The organism is Kribbella rubisoli (genome assembly GCF_004217145.1).
In the GTDB taxonomy this organism is placed as follows: Bacteria; Actinomycetota; Actinomycetes; order Propionibacteriales; family Kribbellaceae; genus Kribbella; species Kribbella rubisoli.
On record NZ_SHKR01000013.1, the window covers coordinates 429500 to 449168 of the forward strand.

Here is a 19669-nt window from a genome sequence, read left to right on the forward strand (position 1 = left end):
GCGGATTCTGATGATCGCGCAGTCCCCGATCGCCGGGGACTCGCGGATCCTGCGGGAGGCCACGGCGCTGGCCGCGGCCGGTCACACGCTGCATGTGATCGGCCGCGACGTCCCAGAGGGCTTTGAGATTGGCCCGGGGATCACAGTGGAGTCGGTCTCCCGCTCCTCCGGTCTCCGGAGCGGGAACGGCGGTCTGGCGGTCGGCCATGGGCGGAACGGGCCGAAGGTGCTGGTGCAGCGCTTCGGCCGGTGGCTGCTTCTGCCGGAACACCGGAATCGGACCGAGAAGCATTGGCGTACCGCTGCGGCCTCGGTTGTGGCTGCGGCGGGGCCTGTTGATGTCGTGCACGCGCATGACTTCAACACGTTGGAGCTTGCCGCGGAGTACGCCGAGAAGTGGTCGGCTTCGCTGGTTTACGACAGCCACGAGCTGTGGTTCGACCGGGCGCTCCCGGGGCGGCCGACGCCGTTGTGGCGGGCGCGCGGTCGGCGGTACGAGGTTTCGCTCGCGTCGCGCGCACGGGTCGTGTTCACGGTGTCCGACGGGATCGCTGAGCGGTTGCGTTCACGCGGGTTGTCCGACGTACGCGTCGTGCGGAACACGTTCCCGCGAGCTGACGACGTACCGCCGGCGCCGGATCAGCCGGAGGGGCTGCTGTATGCCGGACGCGTCGGGGCCGGCCGGGATCTGCCGACGGTCGTTGCTGCGGCGCGGCAACTGTTGCCGTTCCGGACCGTGTTGATGGGGTCGGTGGATCCCAACTATCGCTTGGATCTGGGCCCGGTCGAGACGGTGGCGGAACGCTCGATCGACGAGGTCGACGACACGCTACGCACGTACGGCATCTCATTGGTCACGTTGACCAACACCTGCGAGAACCATCGGCTCGCGCTGCCGAACAAGTTGTTCCACGCGGTCCGCGCCGGCGTACCGGTAGTCGCCGCCGACCTTCCCGAACTGCGCGCCGTCGTCACGCAGTACAAACTCGGCGGCCTGTACGAGCCGGGCAACGCGCAGTCGTTGACGGCTGCAGTCCGAGCGGTGATCGAGAACTACAGCACGTACACCGACGGAGTCCGCACAGCCGCCGCAGAGCTCAACTGGGAACACGACGCAGCCACCCTGGTCACTGCTTACTCGGAGCTGTAAGAACTTTCTGTCTCCTCCGGGCATCAAGGTGGTTGAGGGGGACGCCATGAAGCGACGGATTGCGGCTTTGGCCGGGGGTGCGGCGCTGGTGGCCGCCGCGGTAGTGCCGACGAACGCACAAGCAGCCGGGGACAGCGCAGCGGCGATGTGCCAGGTATGGCTGGGGTCGGTGACGACGACCGGTATGCAGCGGAGCCTCACTGTGACCGCAACCGTCCCGCCGACGATCGGGCAGGGCCAGTCCCTCGCGGTCTACCAGCCCGGGCAGGTCCGGCTCAGTGCCCGGCAGACATCCGAGCCAGGACCGGGAGGCGACGACCGCTACGGGTACGTCGTCATCGGTGACGGGCTCTACTACAGCAGCTACCGCACCGACATGGTCGGCGGCCTGGATCCGTCGAACCCGCCGGGCCTCGGCCGGATCGGCGGTGGCTGGACCAACTTCACCGCGATCGAGCTCGCCGACTACGCGAGCTACCCGGACGGCAAGATCTACCACACCGTGCTCTACGGACTGCGCAACGACGGCGTCCTGTTCCGCTGGAACCAGGTGCGGGGTGGACTGCGGGCGAGCGGCTCATACCCGGGCTTCGCGTCGGTCAAATCGATGGCGCTGATCGCGAAGACACCGACGTACGACACCTTCCTGGCCAACACCCGGGGCGGTGCGCTGTACACCATCCGGATCCCGTTGACCTCGCCGATGAAGCCGATCGTGACACCGGTCCGAACGCGCACCTGGCAAGGGTTCGAGACGCTTTGGGCGATGGCGTGCGGCAAGAACGGCACGCTGCTGCTGGGCATCGACAAGGACACCAAGACCGCCAACCTGTACGCCGTCGGCCACGCGAACGGCACTGCAACAGTGATCCAGTCGCGGGGCGCGGTCCCGGGCACCTTCGACGACCCGGTCTATTTCCGCTGGGTGCCGATCTCGCTCTTCGACGGCGCCAACGGCGACTGAGCTCTGCTCCGCAACCTTTCGTGCCCGACCTGTATCAGAGTGTGTGAAAGGGGTGGACATGAATCGACGACTGACTGCTTTGGCGGGCTGCGCGGCACTCGCGCTGACTGCCTTGATGCCCGCGGCTGCACACGCTCAGGGGACGGCGAAGCCTGACCCGACCAAGCCCGGGGCGACGGTGCCGGGCACCAACAAGAAGATCACGGCGGCGCAGGCCAACGCCTGCTTCGTCTGGCAGGGCGGAGTGACCGCGAGCGGCGGGCACCACTTCGCGGACCCGACCGCGACGACGCCTCCGCAGACACCGGACGACTGGACCACCGCCGGGGTGTACACGCCGGGGCAGGTCCGGCTGAGCGCGCGCCAGACCATCGAGCCGGACATCTCCGGCACCGATCGCTACGGGTACGTCGTGATCGGCGACGCGCTCTATTACAGCTACTACCAGGCGTACGAGGACGGCACGATCGACAACCGGTCGCTCAGCCGGGTCGGTGGCGGCTGGGGCAGCTTCACCTTCCTGGAGACCTCGGACTACGAGAGCCCGGACAACGGGACCAAGAAGATCTACCGCTCGACGTCGTACGCGCTGCGCAACGACGGTGTGCTGTACCGCTGGGACATCGGCGGGAAGGGCTGGCGCGCCACCGGGTCGTACCCGGGCTTCTCCTCCGTCAAGACGATGACGCTGATCGCCAAGACCCCGACGTACGACACGTTCCTCGCGAACACGCGCGGCGGGGCGCTGTACACGATCCGGATCCCGTCGGCGTCGCCGATGAAGCCCGTCGTGAAGCAAGTCCGGACGCGGACGTGGCAGGGCTTCGAGACGCTGTCGGCGATGGGCTGCGGGCAGTACGGCACGCTGCTGCTCGGCGTCGACAAGGACACCAAGAAGAACTACCTGTACGCCGTCGGCCACGCGAACGGCCTGTCCACGGTCATCCAATCCCGCGGCGAGGTAGCCGGCGACTTCAGCGACCCGGTCAACTTCCGCTGGGTAACCATCCCCGTCTACGACACCGCTAACGGCGAATAGCGGCGGAGTCCTCGGCAAGCCAGGATGCGGTGGCCTGGTCCGTTGGGGTGTAGGTGATGACGAACTGGCCGTCGTCGCCTGGGAGTTGGAGTGACTCCAGGGCGAAGGTCAGACGGCCGGCGAGCGGGTGGTTCAAGGTCTTCGGGCAGTGGGAGCGGTTCTGGACGTTCTGGGAGAGCCAGAAACGCTCGAAGTCGGGGCTGGCGGTGCGGAGTTCCTCAACTAGCGCCGCCAGCTCCGCGTCGTCGGCGTACTCCGCCGATGCGCGCCGGAGCAGCGCGGCCGCGTCCTCGGCGACGGTTTCCCAGTCGGCGTAGAACTCTCGGGACGACGGATCGACGAAGTACAAGCGGGCCAGGTTTCGCTGCGTGGGATCCTCGAAGTCGGCGATCACTGCGGTCGCGGCGCAGTTCCAAGCGAGCACGTTGCTCAACCGGTCGACGACGATCGCGGGGACATCCTGCATCGCGTCGAGCATTGCCTTCAGCTGCGGGCGGACGGGTGCCTTCGGGGGTACGGCGGGTGGGGCCGCGCACGCGAGCGAGCGCAGGTGATCGCGCTCGGCCTGATCCATCCGCAGAGCGTCAGCGACCGCGGTGAGGACCGCGACGGACGGATTGCCGGCGCGGCCCTGCTCGAGCCGGATGTAGTAGTCGACGCTGACATTGGCGAGCAGCGCCACCTCCTCGCGGCGGAGGCCGGTGACGCGACGGTCCTGACCGGGCCGCAAGCCGACGTCCTCGGGGCCCACCCGGGCCCGTCTGGTCTGCAAGAACTCTCCCAGCGCACTCACCCGTCCAGTATCCCCGGAACGTTCAACACACTGGGTGGTACTGCGAGACCTACGGTCGAAGCGGATCTTCTGCGCCGCCGTCGCCAGGCGGAGCGTGGAGCCATGAGTACTTCACGCATCGCACTCGTCACCGGCGCCGCCAGCGGAATCGGTGCTGCCATCGCCACCCGTCTCGCCGCAGACGGTGCATCCGTCGCACTGCTCGCACGGCGCCGCGATCGCCTCGAGAAGGTCGCCGCGCAGATCGCCGAGGCAGGCGGTACGGCGTTCGTCGTCGCGGCGGATGTCACGTCGGAGGAGTCCGTGGCCGAGGCCGCGGCTCAGGTCCAGGAGCGTTTCGGCGACCTCGACCTCCTGGTCAACAATGCCGGACTGATGTCGGTGGTCCCGTTCGCGGACGGGCCGATGGCCGACTGGCGGCGTACCGTCGAGGTCAATCTGACCGGTGTCATCACAGTCACGCACGCCTTCCTGCCGGCGCTCAAACGGTCAGCGGCGAGTAGGACAACCGACCTCATCAACGTGTCCTCGCTGGCGGCAGACCGCTTCAACCCGGGCATGGCGGCGTACGGCGCCTCGAAGGCCGGCGTCAGCCACCTGACCCGGACACTGCGGGCCGAACTCGCCGGTGAAGGCATCCGGGTAACCAATCTCGAGCCCGGCATGATCGACGGCACCGAGCTGGCCGACAGCTTCCCGGCCGACCTGCGGGCGATGGTGGACGACCTGCGCGGCAACCTCCCCGCTGTCCCGGTGAGTGAGGTCGCCGACCTCATCGCGTATGTCGTAAGTCGCCCGCGCGACGTCAATCTGCCGCACCTGATCATCCAACCGTCGAAGGAGATCTAGCCCCTGTCCATCCGCCGTACCGCAGGCAGAGAACGCCGGGCCCCTTCAGACGACGAGGTGCAGCTTCACCGCAGCCACGCTGACCTCGACGCGCTGACCCCAGCTCACGGTGAGAGTGTCGGACTCCATCCCGTCGCCGAACACGACCAGGTCCGACTCGGCGGTGATCGTCAACGAATCCGGTGCCTTCAGCAACCCTTCGGTGTTGTCGGTGCCGGTCGCCGGTGACGGCCAGGCCTCGCGGACGAACCAGCACAGCATGGGATCGGTCGGCGCCGGCAGCCCGAGCGGACTGCGTCGTTCCTGCCACGCGGATCGGCACCAGCCGGTCGATCCGGTGCCGGTGCCGACCAGGATCCCCGACGACGACTGCTGCTCGGGCAGCCCGTCGGGCGAGCTGAGACGGTAGCGCGCGGACTGGTGCGTACGGTGGCCGACGTACACCTCGTTCAATGCAAGGAGTTGCTGGCCGTCATCGGTGCTCGCGGCAACCATCGTCCGTTCGGCGACGGTCCGGGTGATGAGCAGGTCCGCGATCGCGTCCGGTTCGTGCGGCACGAGTACGCCGGGGTTGCGGGCCGGCTCGGGGTTGATGCCGATCACCGGCTGACCGTCGAGGTACTTCGCGACGTTGGCGACCAGGCCGTCCTGGCCGACCGCGATCACGACGTCCTCCGGCCCGAACCCGAACCGGTCGAGGTCGTTGCGCTCGGCAACAGCTCGGCGCCAGTCCAGCGGGATCGCCGCCGACACCGTGGCGAGCGCGTCCTGCTGGGCCTGGTGCCGCGTATCGAGCTCGGCCAGGTCGCGCCCGCGCCCGGCGAGGAAGAACCCGGCCTGTTGCCGCGTCCCGTGCCGGGCGACCAACTCGGTCAGCTCGGTCGCCCGATGCACGATCACCGCCCTGGGTGGGAGGCTCATCGGGTTTCGGCCAGCTTGGTGAGGATTGGGGTGAGCAGGTCCGGAGTCAGGTTCAGCGTGCCGATCTCCGGCAACGCTCCTTGCTTGATCGCCAGCGCGAGGATCACGCCCTGGTCCAGGTCGGCGTACGCCTCCAGCAGAGCCTTCTCCGCAGCAGCCTCCGCAGCGCCGATGACCCGCTTCGCGTCGGCCTCGGCCTGGCTCAGCGTTCGCTGCTGGCTCGCAGCCGCCTCGGTCGTGATCGCCTCCGCCGCTACGGCTTCGGTCGCGCGCAGGCGCTCGTTCTGACCGCGCTGGTTCACGAGCTGCTCCTCGCGGCGGGCGAGCTCGATCTGGTTCTGCAGCTCGTTCTCCGCGATCGAACGCTCCCGCTCGACGGCCATCGCGCGACGCTCGTACGTCGCCTTGTCCGCAGCCTGCTGCACCATCTCGCGGGTCGGCGTCTGCAGCGCCTTCTCGACATCCCGCTCCGCTCGTACTGCGACCACGCGCACGTCCTCGACGCCGATACCGAGACCGGTCAGCCGCTGGTCGTTGCGCAGCCCGCTGCCGACCGCCGTACGCAGACCTGTCATGCCCTCGGACAGAGCCTCGGTCAGCGACATGCGGGCCAGCAGGTCCAGCGCGGTCTGCTGTGCGAGCTCGGTCAGCAGACCGCCGAGCTGCTCGAGCGGAGTGGTTCGCCACAGTCCCGTGTCCGGGTCGATCCCGAAGTCGAGCCGGCTGGACGCCAGTGCCGGGTCGGTGACGCGGTATGTCACGCTCGCCTGCACGGCGACGTCCTGGAAGTCCTGCGTGCGGCCGTGGAACAGCAGCGGCTGCTCGCGGTCGTCGATCGGGATCTCGCTCAGCGACGAGTTCAGCGCCCGGAACCAGAACGCCTGGCCGGCGCCGTCGTGCGCGACCTTGCCGTTGCGCAGGTGCCGCACGTGGGTGGTCGGGTTCGCTCGCAGGTGGCTGATGAAGCGGAACCGGGTGATGTCTGCCATCTCTTCGTTCTCCTTGTCGTCACTATGACGATAAGTCCGGTGGTGACTTCTCGTCAAGGTGACGATTAGAGTGGGTTCCATGGACTTCGAGCCGCTCGGCCTGGCCGCCGACCTGGTCATCCTGACCGTGCGCGACGGCCGCCTCCAGGTGCTGCTGATCCGCCGCGGCATCGCGCCGTACCAGGGTCGCTGGGCGCTGCCCGGCGGGTTCGTCCGGCCGGACGAGGACCTGGAGACGACCGCACGCCGCGAGCTCGCGGAGGAGACCGGGCTGTCCTCGGAGCGGATCCACCTCGAGCAGGTCGCGACGTACGGCGCTCCCGATCGCGACCCACGCGGACGGGTGGTCAGCGTGGCGTACCTGGCGCTGGTCCCGGACCTGCCCGCGCCGGTCGCCGGATCGGATGCGGCGTCGGCGCACTGGGTCGAGGTCGCCGAGGTCGATGCCGGGCGGCTGGCATTCGACCATCACCGGATCCTGGCGGACGGGGTCGAGCGGGCCCGCGCCAAGCTCGAGTACTCGCCGCTCGCGACGGCGTTCTGCCCGCCGGAATTCACGATCTCCGAGCTGCGCGGGGTCTATGAGGCGGTCTGGGGTACGCCGCTCGACCCGCGCAACTTCCACCGCAAGGTCACCAAGACGGCCGACTTCGTCGTACCCGCCGGCGGCACGACGACCCGCGACGGCGGCCGCCCCGCCCAACTCTTCCACCGCGGCACCGCGACAACTCTCCACCCACCCATGACCCGAGCCTGACCCTCACTCCACCGACGGGTGGGCTCAGGTTGGGGTTGAGTTCAGGTTCGGTTGAGGTGTTTGGCTGGGCGTATGAACCTTGCCGGACGACATGTTCTTGTGACCGGAGCTGGGCGGGACACCGGGCGCAGGCTTGCGCTCGCGTTTGCTGCTCGTGGGGCTCAGGTGCTTGCTACCGCCCGTACGCAGTCCGCCGCCGAGGAGACGGTCGCGCTCATCCGCGCAGCAGGCGGTACGGCGACTGCCGCCGTACTCGACCTGGCCGACCCGACGTCGATCGACCAGCTCCCCGTCGACCGCCTCGACATCCTCGTGAACAGCGGCGCCCGCTACCTCGGTCCTGAGGCGACCCCGGAAGACATCACCGACACGATCGCCGGCACCGCGACCGGCACCGTCCTACTCACCGAACGCCTACTCCCGCTCCTCCGTGCCTCCGACCGCCCCGACATCGTCAACCTCATCTCCGCCGCCGGCGAAGTAGGCCACCACCGCTCCGACGCCCACCCAGCCTTCTACGCCGCAAAGCACGCCCAGGCGGGGTACGCCGAAATCCTCTCCGCCCGCCTACGCCCGGAAGGAATCCGCGTAATCTCCCTCTTCCCCCCGGACTTCGCCCAAGACGGCTCACGCGACGCCGACTCAACCCTCACGGCCCAATCGGTAATCGACTGCATCCTCTTCGCCGTCAGCCAACCCCGCGACTGCTTCATCCGAGCCTTCCACTTCGAACAGCTAGCTCTTCGGCAGTGATCCATGGCTGACCTTCGGAGGTGGCAGTGCCTCTGTCGTTGGTGACTTTGTGCTGTCGGAGCAGCCACTTAGAGTTCATCGCATGCCCGAGCACGTGTTCGTCGACGAGAGCAAGACCAATGGTCTTCTAATGGCGGCGACCATATGTCCGGCAGCGGAGGTCAATGAACACCGTCGAGCGATGGCCGGCCTCCTGATGCCCCGTGAGCGACGGATTCACTTCACCAAAGAGTCGCCGGCGAGGCGGCGGAAGATCCTCGCGGTCATCGCCGAGTTCGGTCTCGTCGCCCGCCTCTATCAAGCGGACAAGAACGACGTCTCTGCTCGTCGGGCGTGCCTGGCGGCTTTGGTGCAGGACATCTCGGCCTCGGCCGAGCGGCTGGTAGTCGAGCGCGACGAGTCCACCGTGACCGTGGACAAGCAAGTGCTGTTCCATGCTGCACGGCGGCACGAATGCTCCGACAGCCTGCAGTACGAGCTGCTTGCGGCCCATGCGGATCCGATGTTGTGGACACCCGATGCTGTGGCTTGGTCCTGGGTGAAGGGCGGGGAGTGGCGCGACAGCGTCGCGGCGTACTCGACCGTGATCCGGGTCTAGACGCGCGAAACCCGGCTCGCCAACCGTCCGGATGACTGCCGGGTTCACTTCCCGAGGGCTACTGCCCTGAGCTAGTCATCACTATACATTTCCTCACACCTTCACACGATTCTTCATCCGTGCTTTCGGCTGCGAACGGCTAGGTCTTCGGCGGTGATGAGGTTGGTGTGGGTGCCGGGGGAGCCGCAGGCCCAGGCGCCGGCGATGGTGCCTGCGCGGGCGGCGTCGGGCCAGGGGGCGCCGTCGAGGTAGCGGGCCAGGAAGGCGGCTACGTAGGCGTCGCCGGCGCCGTTGGTGTCGATGACGGGGCGGTCGGGGAAGGCGATGGCGGGGAAGTGGCGGACGTCTTCGCCGCGGACGTGGAGGTAGCTGCCGTCGGCGCCGGCCATCGCGACGACGACCTCGGCGCGGCCGTTCGCGAGGATCCACTCGACGCCGTCGGACGGGAGCGAGTTGGTCGAGACGAAGACGATGTCCGAGGCCGTCGCGAAGTCCTTGTGGTGGTCGTTGCGGCCGTCCCAGTCGTGCAGGTCCGTGGAGATCGAGCGGTCGGCGGCGATCGCGTCCCCGAGGGCGTCGCGAGCGAAGTCCATGATCGAGACGTGGACGTGCTGCGCCTGGCGCATCATCGGTCGCCACAGGCCCGGGTCGACGCGCAGGCCGGCCGGGTGACGTCCGTCGTACATCGAGAGCCGGCGACCGTCCGGGCTGACCAGGTTGACCGATCGACGGGTGCCGCTCGGGTGCAGGGCGACGCGCAGCGGGAGGCCCAGCTCCTGGTACGTACGGCGGATGCGCGCGCCCTCGGGGTCGTCGCCGATCACGTCCACCAGACCGGCGTTCAAGCCGAGCAGGTGGCAGCCGAGCGCGACACCGTGCCCGGTGTGCGCCAGGTACGACTCGATCGGATCGACCGCGATCGAGTCGGCATCAGCCAACGGCAGGCTCGGCACCCGCACGATCGTGTCGATCCCCACTCCACCAATTACCAGCACGTCCAACTCCACGGGTCCCGTCATACCCGACTTTCGCCAGGTATTACAGGTGTCTTCCGCAAGCTGAACGCATAGTTGGCCTCCCGCGCACAGTCAGTCCGTGCTCAATCGCTGCCGGAGACTGCGTTATTGCTTGATCGGGGCGCCGGTCTTCTCCTGGAGTTCGTCAAAGGTGACGCCGTCGGCGAGCTCGACCAGCTGCAGGCCGTCGTCGGTGACGTCGAGTACGGCGAGGTCCGTGATGATCCGGTTGACGACGCCGCGGCCCGTGTACGGCAGGTCGCACTCCTCGAGGATCTTGTGCGAACCGTCCTTGGCGACATGCTCCATCAGCACGATCACACGCTTGGCGCCGTGCACGAGGTCCATCGCGCCGCCCATGCCCTTGACCATCTTGCCGGGGATCATCCAGTTCGACAGGTCGCCCTTGGCCGAGACCTGCATCGCGCCGAGGATGGCCGCGTCGATCGCCCCGCCGCGGATCATCCCGAACGACAACGACGAGTCGAAGAACGACGCGCCGGGCAGCGTGGTGACGGTCTCCTTGCCGGCGTTGATCAGATCCGGGTCCTCCTCGCCCGCGACCGGGTACGGCCCGACGCCGAGGATGCCGTTCTCGGACTGCAGTACGACGGTGACGCCGTCCGGGATGTAGTTCGGGACCAGCGTCGGCAGGCCGATGCCGAGGTTCACGTACGAGCCGTCGTCCAGCTCCGCGGCAGCCCGCGCCGCCATCTGCTCACGGGTGAGTGGCATGCTCAGGCCTCCTTCTGTGACTGGGGCGGTGGGGTGGGAGAAGGTTTCTGTACGGTCAGCTTCTCGATCCGCTTTTCAATATCCTTGCCAACGGCAACAACGCGCTGGACGTAGACCCCGGGCAGGTGGATCGAGTCCGGGTCCAGCTCACCAGGCTGGACCAGCTCCTCGACCTGCGCGATCGTCACCCGGCCGGCCATCGCGGCCAGCGGGTTGAAGTTCCGCGCGCTGCGGTCGAAGACCAGGTTGCCGTGGGTGTCGCCCTTCAGCGCGTGCACCAGGCCGAAGTCCGTGGTGATCGAGTCCTCCAGCACGTACGTCGTGCCGTTGATCTCCCGCGTCTCCTTCGCCTCCGAGGCCTTCGCGACCGAGCCGTCCGCGTTGTACTTCTGCGGCAGCCCGCCCTCTGCGACCTGCGTGCCGACACCGGCGAGCGTGTAGAACGCCGCGATCCCGCAACCGCCGGCGCGCAGCTTCTCGGCCAGCGTGCCCTGCGGCGTCAGCTCGACCTCCAGCTCCCCGGTCAGGAACTGGCGGGCGAACTCCTTGTTCTCCCCGACGTACGACGAGGTCATCTTGGCGATGCGCTTGTCGGCGAGCAGGATGCCCAGGCCCCAGTCGTCGACGCCGCAGTTGTTCGACACCACGCTGAGCCCGCTCACCCCCTTGTCGTGCAGCGCGCTGATCAGCTGCATCGGGTTGCCGCACAACCCGAAGCCCCCGACCGCGAGGCTCGCCCCGTCCCCGATGTCCGCCACCGCTTCCTGCGGCGACCCGTACGTCTTGTCCATCAGCTGCTCCGTTGCAGTCGTCGGTGCCGATTCGCTCCCGACTCTAACCAGCAGCACCGCCGGCCGCGATGTGGCTGGCACCACACCTAGGCGGAGGCCTCGGACGCGTTCAGCACGCGGAGCTCATGCAGGGCCTCGAAATGAGCGTCCTCGAGGTTGGGGAGCGTCAGGACCGCCGAGAGGTGGGTACGAGCGGCCGGAGCGTTGCCGGAGTGCCGCGCGGTGCGTGCCAGACCCAGCCTGGCGGCCGCGACGGTTTCTGCGAGGTCTGCGTGCTCGCCGATGGACAGTGCGCGGCTGTAGTCCGCGTGTGCGTCCTCCAGCTTGCCCAGCCGCCGGTAGAGGTCTGCCCGCTCACACAGCAGCAGCGCGGTCTCCTCAGCGAGGCACAGCTGCTCCGCGAGCTCCAGCGCCTCCGTGGTGATGTCCAGCGGCTCGTCGACGACCTGGCGGAGCGAGCACAGCGCCAGGAACATGCCCCAGCGGTCCTCGAGCATCCGGAAGCGGCCCAGCGCCGTACGCAAGGCTTGGGCGGCATCGGCCGGTGCAGCGGCAGTCAGGCCCGGATAGCCCCGGCAGAGCTCCACAGCGGCCCGGGTCCACGCGTCGCCGGCCTCGTTGCGCTCCAGCACCTCCTCGACCACACCTGCCGGTTCGAACGGTCCGAAGACCAGTGACCAGAGCAGGACGGTCACGGAGTACTGGAAGGGGCCGGTGGTCGTCAGGACGATCTGCTGGGCGCGCTCCAGCTGCTCCTGCTCCGCCGACCCGGCGCCGTGGATGACGGCGAGCAGGTACTCCTCGTCCAGCCCGACCGGGACGGTCCGGCCGAGCATGCTCAGGACCCGCTCAGCCGCAGCCGCTGCCTCGTCCTGAAGCCCGTTGGACCACCAATACGCCGAGTAACGCGCAACGAGCCGGAGGGCGGTCCGCAGGTCGCTCTCACACGCGCGCTCGATCGCGCTGACGACCTGGTCCGCCTCCAGATTGTTCGGTCCTCCGGAGCCCCCCAAGTTCACGTACCTCATTGTTGCGCGGCCCTGTTAACGCCATGTCACAGGGGTCACGCGGGTCAGAATCTGAGCACGCCCCAGCGGTCCGGGCGGTGCATGTCCTCGATGCCCTGCGGAGACCAGACCCAGAACTCGATCTGCTCACCCTTCACGTACGCACCGTCGACGACCTCGTGCGGCCACTCGCACCGCATCAGGTTCATCCGCCACTCGTCACCCGGTTTCGGCGGGGTCGCCCGACCCTCGTTGTACGCCGCCAGGTCGGCCCACGGTACGGCGAGCTCGACGGACCACGCGGTGTCCGTGTCGGACGGGTCGTTGACCGTGCCGTCGAGGTGGATCGCGGTCCGCAGACCGGGCAGGTTCGTCGGGTCGATCGGCAGGCCGCCGTCGACGTACGGCTTGGGCAGCGTCAGCTCCCAGATCGTGCCGAGCGGGTTGATCTCGAACTCGTAGTAGTTCAGCCCGTCGCCGTCCGGGTCCAGGAACAGCTCGAAGTTGTTCTCGTGGAAGAGCTGGCTGTTCTTCTCGGTCATCGTGGACCACAGGTGCGGCTCCTCGAGCAGGCCGCCGACGTACAGGTACCGATCGTCGTACATCAGCTTCGCCCGGGTCCGGAACCGGGGCGCGGGGCCGTCGTGGATCGGGACGAAGTCGGTGGTCCAGGGCGCGGCCTCCCAGGCGGGATCGGTGAGGGTGCCGTCGAGATTCGGCGCGGACGCGGTCCGCGGGCACTCGTAGACGGGCAGGTCAGGCATCGGCACGCTCCAGCAGTCCGGCGATGAGATTGGCGAGCAGGAAGGTGATCGCGGTCAGCGCCGGCACGACGGCGATGATCCACGGCGAGTCCAGGTGACCGGTCAGGAACGCGACGACGAGCGCCACCATGAACGCGACCCCGAGGAACGGGACCAGTCGCGGGTGCGGCATCGCCAGCCGGCTGAGGGCGAGGCCGCCGAGCACCATCGTGACGGCCACGATGACCACCAGCAGTGGGAGCCCGAGGGCGCCGCAGTTCGTGGTGTCGCGGAACCGGTCGCAGCTGCGCTCACTCAGCCAGATGAAGGCGATCGTCGCGAACCCGCTCAGCAGGCCGACAACGGCCAGGATCAGCGCCGGCGGCAGCGGCGGGGCGTCGTACCGTCCCTGACTCATTCCCGAAGGCTATCGGGCTCCCAGGGAGTTCGCGATCGCGTCCCGCACCGCCGCGTCGGTCGGCGTGGGTACGCCGCGTTCGGCCGCGAGCTCGGCCAGCGAGGTCATCGTGACGTCGTGCAGCCCGCAGCTTGTGAACGTGTGAAACACGGTCAGGTCGGGGGCGACGTTGACCGAGAAGCCGTGACTGGTCACGCCGCGGCGGATCCGCATCCCGATCGAGCACAGCTTCCGGCCGTCCTCGGTCCACACCCCGACCAGGCTGCTCGCGCCCTTCGGCGTGTCCCGGCGTACCAGCGGGAAGCCGAGCGAGCCGAGCGCGTCGATCAGCCCGTTCTCGACCCAGCGGACGATGTCGACCGGGCCGCGCTGCTTCAGGTCGATGACCAGGTACCCGACCAGCTGGCCCGGTCCGTGGTACGTCGCGAAGCCGCCGCGATCCACCGCGATGGCCGGCGTACCGGCGGGCAGATCGTCCGGGGACGTCCGCGGCCCGTACGTGATCACCGGCGGATGGCTCAGCAGGAACAGGCGGTCCTCGGCCTTGCCCTCGATCCGCTCCTCGACCCAGCCGCGCATGTCCTTCGCGGCGACGTCGTACTCCACCTCACCCAGCTCAACTCGCTGCATGCTTTCAGCCTAGGCATACGGCGCGCGGTGCAAGATGTCGTACAGCGTCAGGCGGTCGAGCAGGAGGCCCTCCGGCTGCAGCCACGCCTGGAGCTGGCTGGCCGCGGTCTGCGCGGGCAGGCAGGTGATGGCGGCCTCGGATCCCAGCGCGGCGGTGATGCCGCCCTGGCCGTCGACGGGCGGGTGGACGATCAAGAAGCCGCGGACCTCGACCGGGTCGAGCCGCTTCCGCCATGCGGCGACGGCGGCGTCCAGACCTGAGACGGGGCTGTCCAGGGGTACGCCGTTCAGCTGCAGTGCGCCATACACGTCCAGCGCATAGTGCCCAGGCGGTCCGACGACCGATGAGATCAGGGCGACTCGGTGGCCGTTGAGAAGGAGGTGGCTGACCGCCATGTCGCCGATCCGCGCGCCGTGCACCAGCTTCGAGGCGGGGAGCGCGCTGACGACCGCGTCCAGGAGCCGGGCGGTCCGCCGGTGCCGCAGTACGTCGGCCGGCGCGATCCAGGCCGTACGTCCGTCGTCGACCAGCGGCTCGCCCGGACGGCCCCACAGGTTGAAGTCGTACGCCGCTGTGGCGTCGATGGTCCGGTCCAGCTTGTGCACCTTCGACCAGCGTCCGGTGAGGACGCGGGTGAGCACCAGGCCGATGAGCAGGGCGATGATCACGACCCGCTGGAGCGCGGTCGCGCCGCTCTTCGAGAAGGGGAACGGCACCAGGAAGTACAGCAGGGCGGTCACGATGCCGAACGCCTTGAGCAGTCGGTGCAACGGAATCCGCCTGCTCCAGTGTGGCGGCATGGCCACCACGATCATCGCGACCGTGCCGACGGCGAAGATGATGTCGGACACGCCGTCGAGACCGCCGATGGCGATGATCGCGATGTCCAGCACAGTCAGGACAGCCAGCAACAGCAGCGCCGGAAGTCGCCAGCGTCCGAACGCCGGGACGACGTCGATACCGCCGGACAGCGGCTCCGGCACCGGCTGCGAGGCCTGGGCCGAGGTCTGGGTCTGGGTCTGGGTCCAGGTGAACGGATCCGGCTCGGGCGTGGGCCGCGGCTCGGGCTCCGGGTCGGGCTGACGGGTGAAGGTCGGCTCCTCGTACGTGGGCTTCTCGTACGTCGGGGCGCTGGTCCGGGCGTCGAGGGTGCGGTCGTACGCGGCGCGCTTGGCCGGATCGCCCAGCGTCGTCCACGCCTCCTGCACGAGCCGGAACAGCGCAGCGTTGCCGCCCTGGTCCGGGTGGACCTGACGAACCAGGCGCCGGTACGCCGACTTGATCTCCGCCGTCGTGGCGGTTCGCTCGACGTTCAGCACCTCGTAGTGGTCAGACACCCCAGCGCACCTCCAGAACACCCCTGAAGCGCACTCAGGGCCAGCCACCTAAGTGACTGGCCCTGAGTGTTGGTCGGGCTGACAGGATTTGAACCTGCGACCTCTTCGTCCCGAACGAAGCGCGCTACCAAGCTGCGCCACAGCCCGAAGTCGCGAGTAGCTTACATGTGCTCAGCGTCCGAACGAAATCGGGTTAATCCGTGGGACGAGGGTGAGCAGCGTCGCCTCCGGCCGGCACGCGAATCGCACCGGCGCGTACGGCGAAGTACCGAGGCCGGCCGACACGTGCAGGGCCGCCTGGCGGCCGTCGTACCCCCAGGTGGACAGGCCCTTCACCCGGGACGTGTCGAGGTCGCAGTTGGTCACCAGCGCGCCGTACAGCGGCACTGCCAGCTGGCCGCCGTGCGTGTGACCGGCCAGGACCAGGGGATACCCGTCGCCGACGAACCCGTTCAGGATCCGCTGGTACGGCGCGTGCGTCACTCCGACGGAGACGTCGGCCGTCGGGTCGATCTCGCCCGCGACCGCGTCGTACCTGTCGCGCCTGATGTGCGGGTCGTCGGTGCCCGCGAAGTCCAGGCGCAGGCCGTTGACCTTGAGGGTCGCCTTGGCGTTGTTCAGGTCGGTCCAGCCGGCGCCGGTGAACGCGCGGCGCATCTCCTCGTACGGCAGGTCGGGGCCGTGCGGCTTGTGGCGCTGCTTGTGGGCCGGCAGCAAGTACTTGCCCGGGTTCTTGAAGTGCGGCTTCCAGTAGTCGTTGGAGCCGAACACGAAGACACCTGGCAGGTCGAGCAGATCGCCGTACGCACGCAGCAGCGGGCGGACCGAATCCTCGTGCGAGAGGTTGTCGCCGGTGTTGACGATCAGGTCGGGCTCGAGCGCGGCCAGCTCGTTGACCCAGCGGATCTTCTTCTCCTGCGTCGGCCACAGGTGCAGGTCGGACAGGTGCAGCACCCTCAACGGGTCGCTCCCCGCGGGCAGCACCGGCACCGTGACTCTGCGCAGTGTGAACCAGCGCACCTCGATCGCGGCCGCGTACGCGACGCAGGCAGCGCCCACGGCGCCCACGACGGCCGTGGTCTTCAGGGTGGTACTGGCGATCCCGCGCAAGCTCATTCCTCCAGCCTGCCACAATCGTGGTCATGTCCAACTCCGGAATGAAGCAGCGCCTGCACGACGACATGACCGCGGCCTTGAAGGCACGCGACGATATCCGCAAGTCGACCCTGCGGATGGCGCTCACCGCGATCACCAAGGCGGAGGTGGCCGGCAAGGAGGCCCGCGAGCTCAGCGACACCGAGGTCGTCGACGTCCTCAGCTCCGAGGCGAAGAAGCGCCGCGAGTCCGTCATCGCCTACCGAGACGCCGGCCGCGCCGAACTCGCCGACAAGGAACAGGCCGAGGCGGACATCCTCGCCGAGTACCTCCCCGAACAACTCACCGAGGACGAAATCAAAACCCTCGTCACCGAAGCCATCACTTCCACAGGCGCCGCCGACCTGGGCCCCCGCGGCATCGGCAAGGTCATGGGCGCCCTCCAACCCAAGGTCAAAGGCAAGGCCGACGGCTCCGTCGTCTCAGCCGAAGTAAAACGCCAACTCGGCGCCTGAACAAGACAAAGGGCCTCGTCCGGTTGGACGAGGCCCTTTGTCGTCTAGCCGTGGCCGCGGCCGCCGCAGTTGGGGTATTTGGGGTTCCAGGGTGGGCAGTTGGGGTTGATGGTGGTGGGGCCGCCCGGGGGTTTGGTGGTGTTCTGGGGTTTGTTCGGCTGGTTCTTGTTGTTGCCGTTGGAGACGTAGATCGTGACCAAGGAGCCGTCGGGGGCGCCGTCGCGTTGGCGGGGGTCGGTGTAGGCGACGGTGCCGGCGGTCTCGTCGGAGTTGACTGTGCCGCTGGCGATCGCTACGTCGAAGCCGGCCTGGCGGAGCTTGTTCGCGGCGTCGTCGGGGTTCATGCCATTGACGAACGGGAGGCTCTTCACGTCGCCGCGCTGGATCTTGTCGGACGGCGCGACGAAGTGCGTGGTCGGGTAACCCTGCAGGGCGGCCTTCATCGCGGCCTCCCAGATCGGACCGGCCGTGCCGGAACCTGTGGGGTCGTGGATGCCTTCGCCGTTGAGCGTCTGGCCCTGAAGCGGCGAGTACGGCAGTGAGGCGTCAGCCACTGTGGCAGCTGCGGCCAGCTTCGTCGAGTAGCCGGCGTACCAAACGGCCTTGGCGTCGTTGATGGTTCCGGTCTTACCGGCCAGGTCGCTCTTGCCGAACTTGAGCTTGCCACCGGTGCCGTTCGGCTCCATGACCTGGTGCAGGACCGCGTTGACGCCGTCGGCGACCTCAGGCGCCAGAGCCTGCTTGCAGTCCGCGCCGCGCGTGCTGACCGGCTTGCCGGCCGAGTCCTTGACCGACGTGACCACCCACGGGTTGCAGTACATGCCGCGCGCGGCGAAGGCGGCGTACGCACCGGCCAACTGCAGCGGGGTCACCAGATCGACTCCCAGCGTCATGGACGGGACCTGCTCCAGCGGCCCGAGCGACTGGGCGTTGTACATGCCCAGGGAGGCCGCGATCTTGGCGATCGGGCACAGGCCGGTCCGCTGCGAGAGCTGCAGGAAGTACGTGTTGGTCGACTTCTGCGCTGCCTGGATCATGGTCGGATCCGCGACGTTCTGCGTGGAGTTCTTCGGCGAGTAGTCGTCGGGAGTCTTCACTGTGCCGTTGCAGGTGCTGAACTTCGTGCCGCCCAGCGGCAGCGGGCTCGGTGAGTTGATCTTGTAGGTGAGCGGAATCCCCTTCTGGATCGCTGCCGCGATCGTGAAGGCCTTCATCGTCGAGCCGTTCTGGAAGCCGCCGTACCCGCCCGGATACGTCTTCGGGGCGTTGTAGTTGTACGCCGTCTGCCCGCGCTTGCTGCCGTACTTGCGGCTCTGCGCCATCGCCTTCACCAGGCCGGTGCCCGGCTCGACGATCGTGATCGCCGCGATCGCCTGGTCGGTCGGCTTGGAGTGGGTGTCGATCGAGCGCTGTGCGTCGGCCTGGATCTTCGGGTCGAGCGACGTCCGGATCGTCAGGCCGGCGGTCTTCAGGTAGTTCGCGCGGTCGGTCTTCGTCTTGCCGAACGCCGCGTTGTTCTCGAGCTCGGAGACGACGTACTCGCAGTAGAACGGGTACGGCCCGTTGCCGCAGCCGAGCTTGTTCGAGCGGACCTTGTTCGGGTCGATGACCGGCGTCTTCAGCGCCGAGTTGGCCTGGGAGACCGAGATGACGTGCAGCTCGAGCATCCGCTTGATGACCACGTCACGGCGGTCCTTGGCGCGCTTGGCGTTGTTGGTCGGGTCGTAGCCGGTCGGGTTCTTCACCAGGCCGGCCAGCATCGCGGCTTGCGGCAGCGTCAGCTGGGAAGCGTTCACCGAGAAGTAGTGCTGGGCCGCGGCCTGGATACCCCACGCGCCGTCGCCGAAGTTGGCGAGGTTGAGGTACTTCTCCAGGATCTCCTGCTTGGAGTACTGCTTCTCGACCGCGATCGCGTACCGCAGCTCGGCGACCTTGCGCTGGTAGTTGTCGGCGGTCGCGGCCGCGACCTCCTCGGGCGTTTTCGCCTTCTCGACCAGGCTGATCTTCACGTACTGCTGGGTGATGCTCGAACCACCCTGCTGCACGGAACCGGCGGACTGGTTCTGCAGCAGCGCGCGCAGCGTGCCCTTGAGGTCCAGCGCGCCGTGCTCGTAGAACCGGTCGTCCTCGATCGCGACGATCGCCTTCTGCATGATCGGCGCGACCTGGGCCAGCTTCACCGGCGTCCGGTTCTGCTCGGCCAGTGTGGCGATGACCGAACCGTCCGCCGCCAGGATGACGCTCTTCTGCTTGAGCGGCACCTCGTCGAACTGCTGCGGCAGGTCTTGCAGAGTGGTGGATGTCTTCTCTGTGGTGAACCCGGCGAGGCCGGCGAACGGGATGGCGAGACCGGCAGCCAAAGCCCCCGAAAGCACGCTCACCCCAAGGAACAGAACCACAGATTGGGCGACTCCCCGGTCACCCTTTTCCCTAGCGCGCATGGTTATAGAGACTACGGGATGCGCTGATTGGGTTACCGCTGCGCGTATGACTTCAGTCACACTGGCTGGACAAAGTTCATCCAAAAGAATGAGGGCCCGAGCATCGCGCTCGGGCCCCCATTCTGTA

The 19669-nt window shown here is 68.0% G+C and carries 21 protein-coding genes and 1 tRNA gene; 8 read left to right on the plus strand and 14 right to left on the minus strand.

Features of this window, described 5'->3' with window-relative positions; genetic code table 11:
- Positions 1-10 precede the first annotated feature (10 nt).
- Genes EV645_RS22200 through EV645_RS22210 form a run of 3 tightly spaced genes read left to right on the plus strand, consistent with a single transcriptional unit; the run spans position 11 to position 3153 of the window.
- Positions 11-1150 (plus strand): glycosyltransferase, encoded by a 1140-nt coding sequence (locus EV645_RS22200; protein WP_130445885.1) that lies wholly within the window; start codon positions 11-13, stop codon positions 1148-1150.
- 46 nt (positions 1151-1196) lie between these two features.
- On the plus strand, positions 1197-2114 hold the full coding sequence (locus tag EV645_RS22205; RefSeq protein ID WP_130445886.1) for a hypothetical protein: 918 nt from the start codon (positions 1197-1199) through the stop codon (positions 2112-2114).
- Positions 2115-2172: 58 nt separating this feature from the next.
- Complete coding sequence (locus EV645_RS22210; protein ID WP_130445887.1) at positions 2173-3153, plus strand: hypothetical protein; 981 nt, start codon at positions 2173-2175, stop codon at positions 3151-3153.
- Here EV645_RS22210 and EV645_RS22215 read toward each other — a convergent pair.
- The gene (locus EV645_RS22215; RefSeq protein ID WP_157997131.1) at positions 3140-3946 is read right to left on the minus strand and encodes a helix-turn-helix transcriptional regulator; all 807 of its coding nucleotides are present in this window, start codon (positions 3944-3946) and stop codon (positions 3140-3142) included. The two genes, EV645_RS22210 and EV645_RS22215, sit on opposite strands and share 14 nt — an antisense overlap.
- A 102-nt stretch (positions 3947-4048) precedes the next feature.
- Here EV645_RS22215 and EV645_RS22220 point away from each other — a divergent pair, with 102 nt between their 5' ends.
- A complete protein-coding gene (locus EV645_RS22220; protein WP_130445889.1) occupies positions 4049-4795 on the plus strand; it encodes an SDR family oxidoreductase in 747 nt (248 codons plus the stop codon).
- A 45-nt stretch (positions 4796-4840) separates the two neighbouring features.
- Here EV645_RS22220 and EV645_RS22225 read toward each other — a convergent pair whose 3' ends face one another.
- Both EV645_RS22225 and EV645_RS22230 read right to left on the minus strand, forming a co-directional pair.
- Positions 4841-5716, minus strand: a complete 876-nt coding sequence (locus tag EV645_RS22225) for an NAD(+)/NADH kinase (RefSeq protein WP_130445890.1) — start codon at positions 5714-5716, stop codon at positions 4841-4843.
- Complete coding sequence (locus tag EV645_RS22230; RefSeq protein ID WP_130445891.1) at positions 5713-6705, minus strand: SPFH domain-containing protein; 993 nt, start codon at positions 6703-6705, stop codon at positions 5713-5715. Before EV645_RS22230 ends, EV645_RS22225 begins: the two co-directional genes overlap by 4 nt.
- A gap of 79 nt (positions 6706-6784) precedes the next feature.
- Between EV645_RS22230 and EV645_RS22235 the strand changes: the two genes are divergently transcribed.
- The 3 genes from EV645_RS22235 to EV645_RS22245 all read left to right on the plus strand — a co-directional run bounded on the left by EV645_RS22235 (position 6785) and on the right by EV645_RS22245 (position 8813).
- Positions 6785-7462, plus strand: a complete 678-nt coding sequence (locus EV645_RS22235) for an NUDIX hydrolase (protein ID WP_130445892.1) — start codon at positions 6785-6787, stop codon at positions 7460-7462.
- A gap of 99 nt (positions 7463-7561) precedes the next feature.
- Complete coding sequence (locus tag EV645_RS22240; protein WP_242000565.1) at positions 7562-8215, plus strand: SDR family NAD(P)-dependent oxidoreductase; 654 nt, start codon at positions 7562-7564, stop codon at positions 8213-8215.
- An 82-nt stretch (positions 8216-8297) separates the two neighbouring features.
- Complete coding sequence (locus EV645_RS22245) at positions 8298-8813, plus strand: hypothetical protein (protein WP_130445894.1); 516 nt, start codon at positions 8298-8300, stop codon at positions 8811-8813.
- Between the two features lie 113 nt (positions 8814-8926).
- Here EV645_RS22245 and EV645_RS22250 read toward each other — a convergent pair whose 3' ends face one another.
- From EV645_RS22250 to EV645_RS22295, 10 genes are all read right to left on the minus strand, one after another.
- A complete protein-coding gene (locus tag EV645_RS22250; protein ID WP_242000566.1) occupies positions 8927-9832 on the minus strand; it encodes a carbohydrate kinase family protein in 906 nt (301 codons plus the stop codon).
- A gap of 102 nt (positions 9833-9934) precedes the next feature.
- A complete protein-coding gene (locus tag EV645_RS22255; RefSeq protein ID WP_130445895.1) occupies positions 9935-10564 on the minus strand; it encodes a CoA transferase subunit B in 630 nt (209 codons plus the stop codon).
- Positions 10565-10566: 2 nt separating this feature from the next.
- The gene (locus EV645_RS22260; RefSeq protein ID WP_130445896.1) at positions 10567-11355 is read right to left on the minus strand and encodes a CoA transferase subunit A; all 789 of its coding nucleotides are present in this window, start codon (positions 11353-11355) and stop codon (positions 10567-10569) included.
- A gap of 86 nt (positions 11356-11441) precedes the next feature.
- Positions 11442-12374: a hypothetical protein gene (locus tag EV645_RS22265; protein ID WP_130445897.1), complete on the minus strand. Its 933-nt coding sequence runs from the start codon at positions 12372-12374 to the stop codon at positions 11442-11444.
- A 53-nt stretch (positions 12375-12427) separates the two neighbouring features.
- Positions 12428-13126, minus strand: coding sequence for a carbohydrate-binding family 9-like protein (locus EV645_RS22270; RefSeq protein ID WP_130445898.1), 699 nt, complete (start codon positions 13124-13126; stop codon positions 12428-12430).
- Positions 13119-13523 (minus strand): hypothetical protein, encoded by a 405-nt coding sequence (locus EV645_RS22275; RefSeq protein WP_198681782.1) that lies wholly within the window; start codon positions 13521-13523, stop codon positions 13119-13121. Before EV645_RS22275 ends, EV645_RS22270 begins: the two co-directional genes overlap by 8 nt.
- Positions 13524-13532: 9 nt before the next feature.
- Complete coding sequence (gene lipB, locus EV645_RS22280; protein WP_130445899.1) at positions 13533-14153, minus strand: lipoyl(octanoyl) transferase LipB; 621 nt, start codon at positions 14151-14153, stop codon at positions 13533-13535.
- A gap of 9 nt (positions 14154-14162) precedes the next feature.
- On the minus strand, positions 14163-15491 hold the full coding sequence (locus tag EV645_RS42335) for a J domain-containing protein (RefSeq protein WP_198681783.1): 1329 nt from the start codon (positions 15489-15491) through the stop codon (positions 14163-14165).
- A gap of 70 nt (positions 15492-15561) precedes the next feature.
- Positions 15562-15638, minus strand: a tRNA-Pro gene (locus EV645_RS22290).
- A 24-nt stretch (positions 15639-15662) separates the two neighbouring features.
- A complete protein-coding gene (locus EV645_RS22295; RefSeq protein WP_422386641.1) occupies positions 15663-16601 on the minus strand; it encodes a metallophosphoesterase in 939 nt (312 codons plus the stop codon).
- A gap of 32 nt (positions 16602-16633) precedes the next feature.
- Here EV645_RS22295 and EV645_RS22300 point away from each other — a divergent pair, with 32 nt between their 5' ends.
- The gene (locus EV645_RS22300) at positions 16634-17101 is read left to right on the plus strand and encodes a GatB/YqeY domain-containing protein (protein WP_130445901.1); all 468 of its coding nucleotides are present in this window, start codon (positions 16634-16636) and stop codon (positions 17099-17101) included.
- Positions 17102-17145: 44 nt separating this feature from the next.
- On the opposite strand, the gene EV645_RS22305 is transcribed toward EV645_RS22300, so the two are convergent.
- Complete coding sequence (locus EV645_RS22305; RefSeq protein ID WP_242000567.1) at positions 17146-19482, minus strand: penicillin-binding protein; 2337 nt, start codon at positions 19480-19482, stop codon at positions 17146-17148.
- Positions 19483-19669 lie beyond the last annotated feature (187 nt).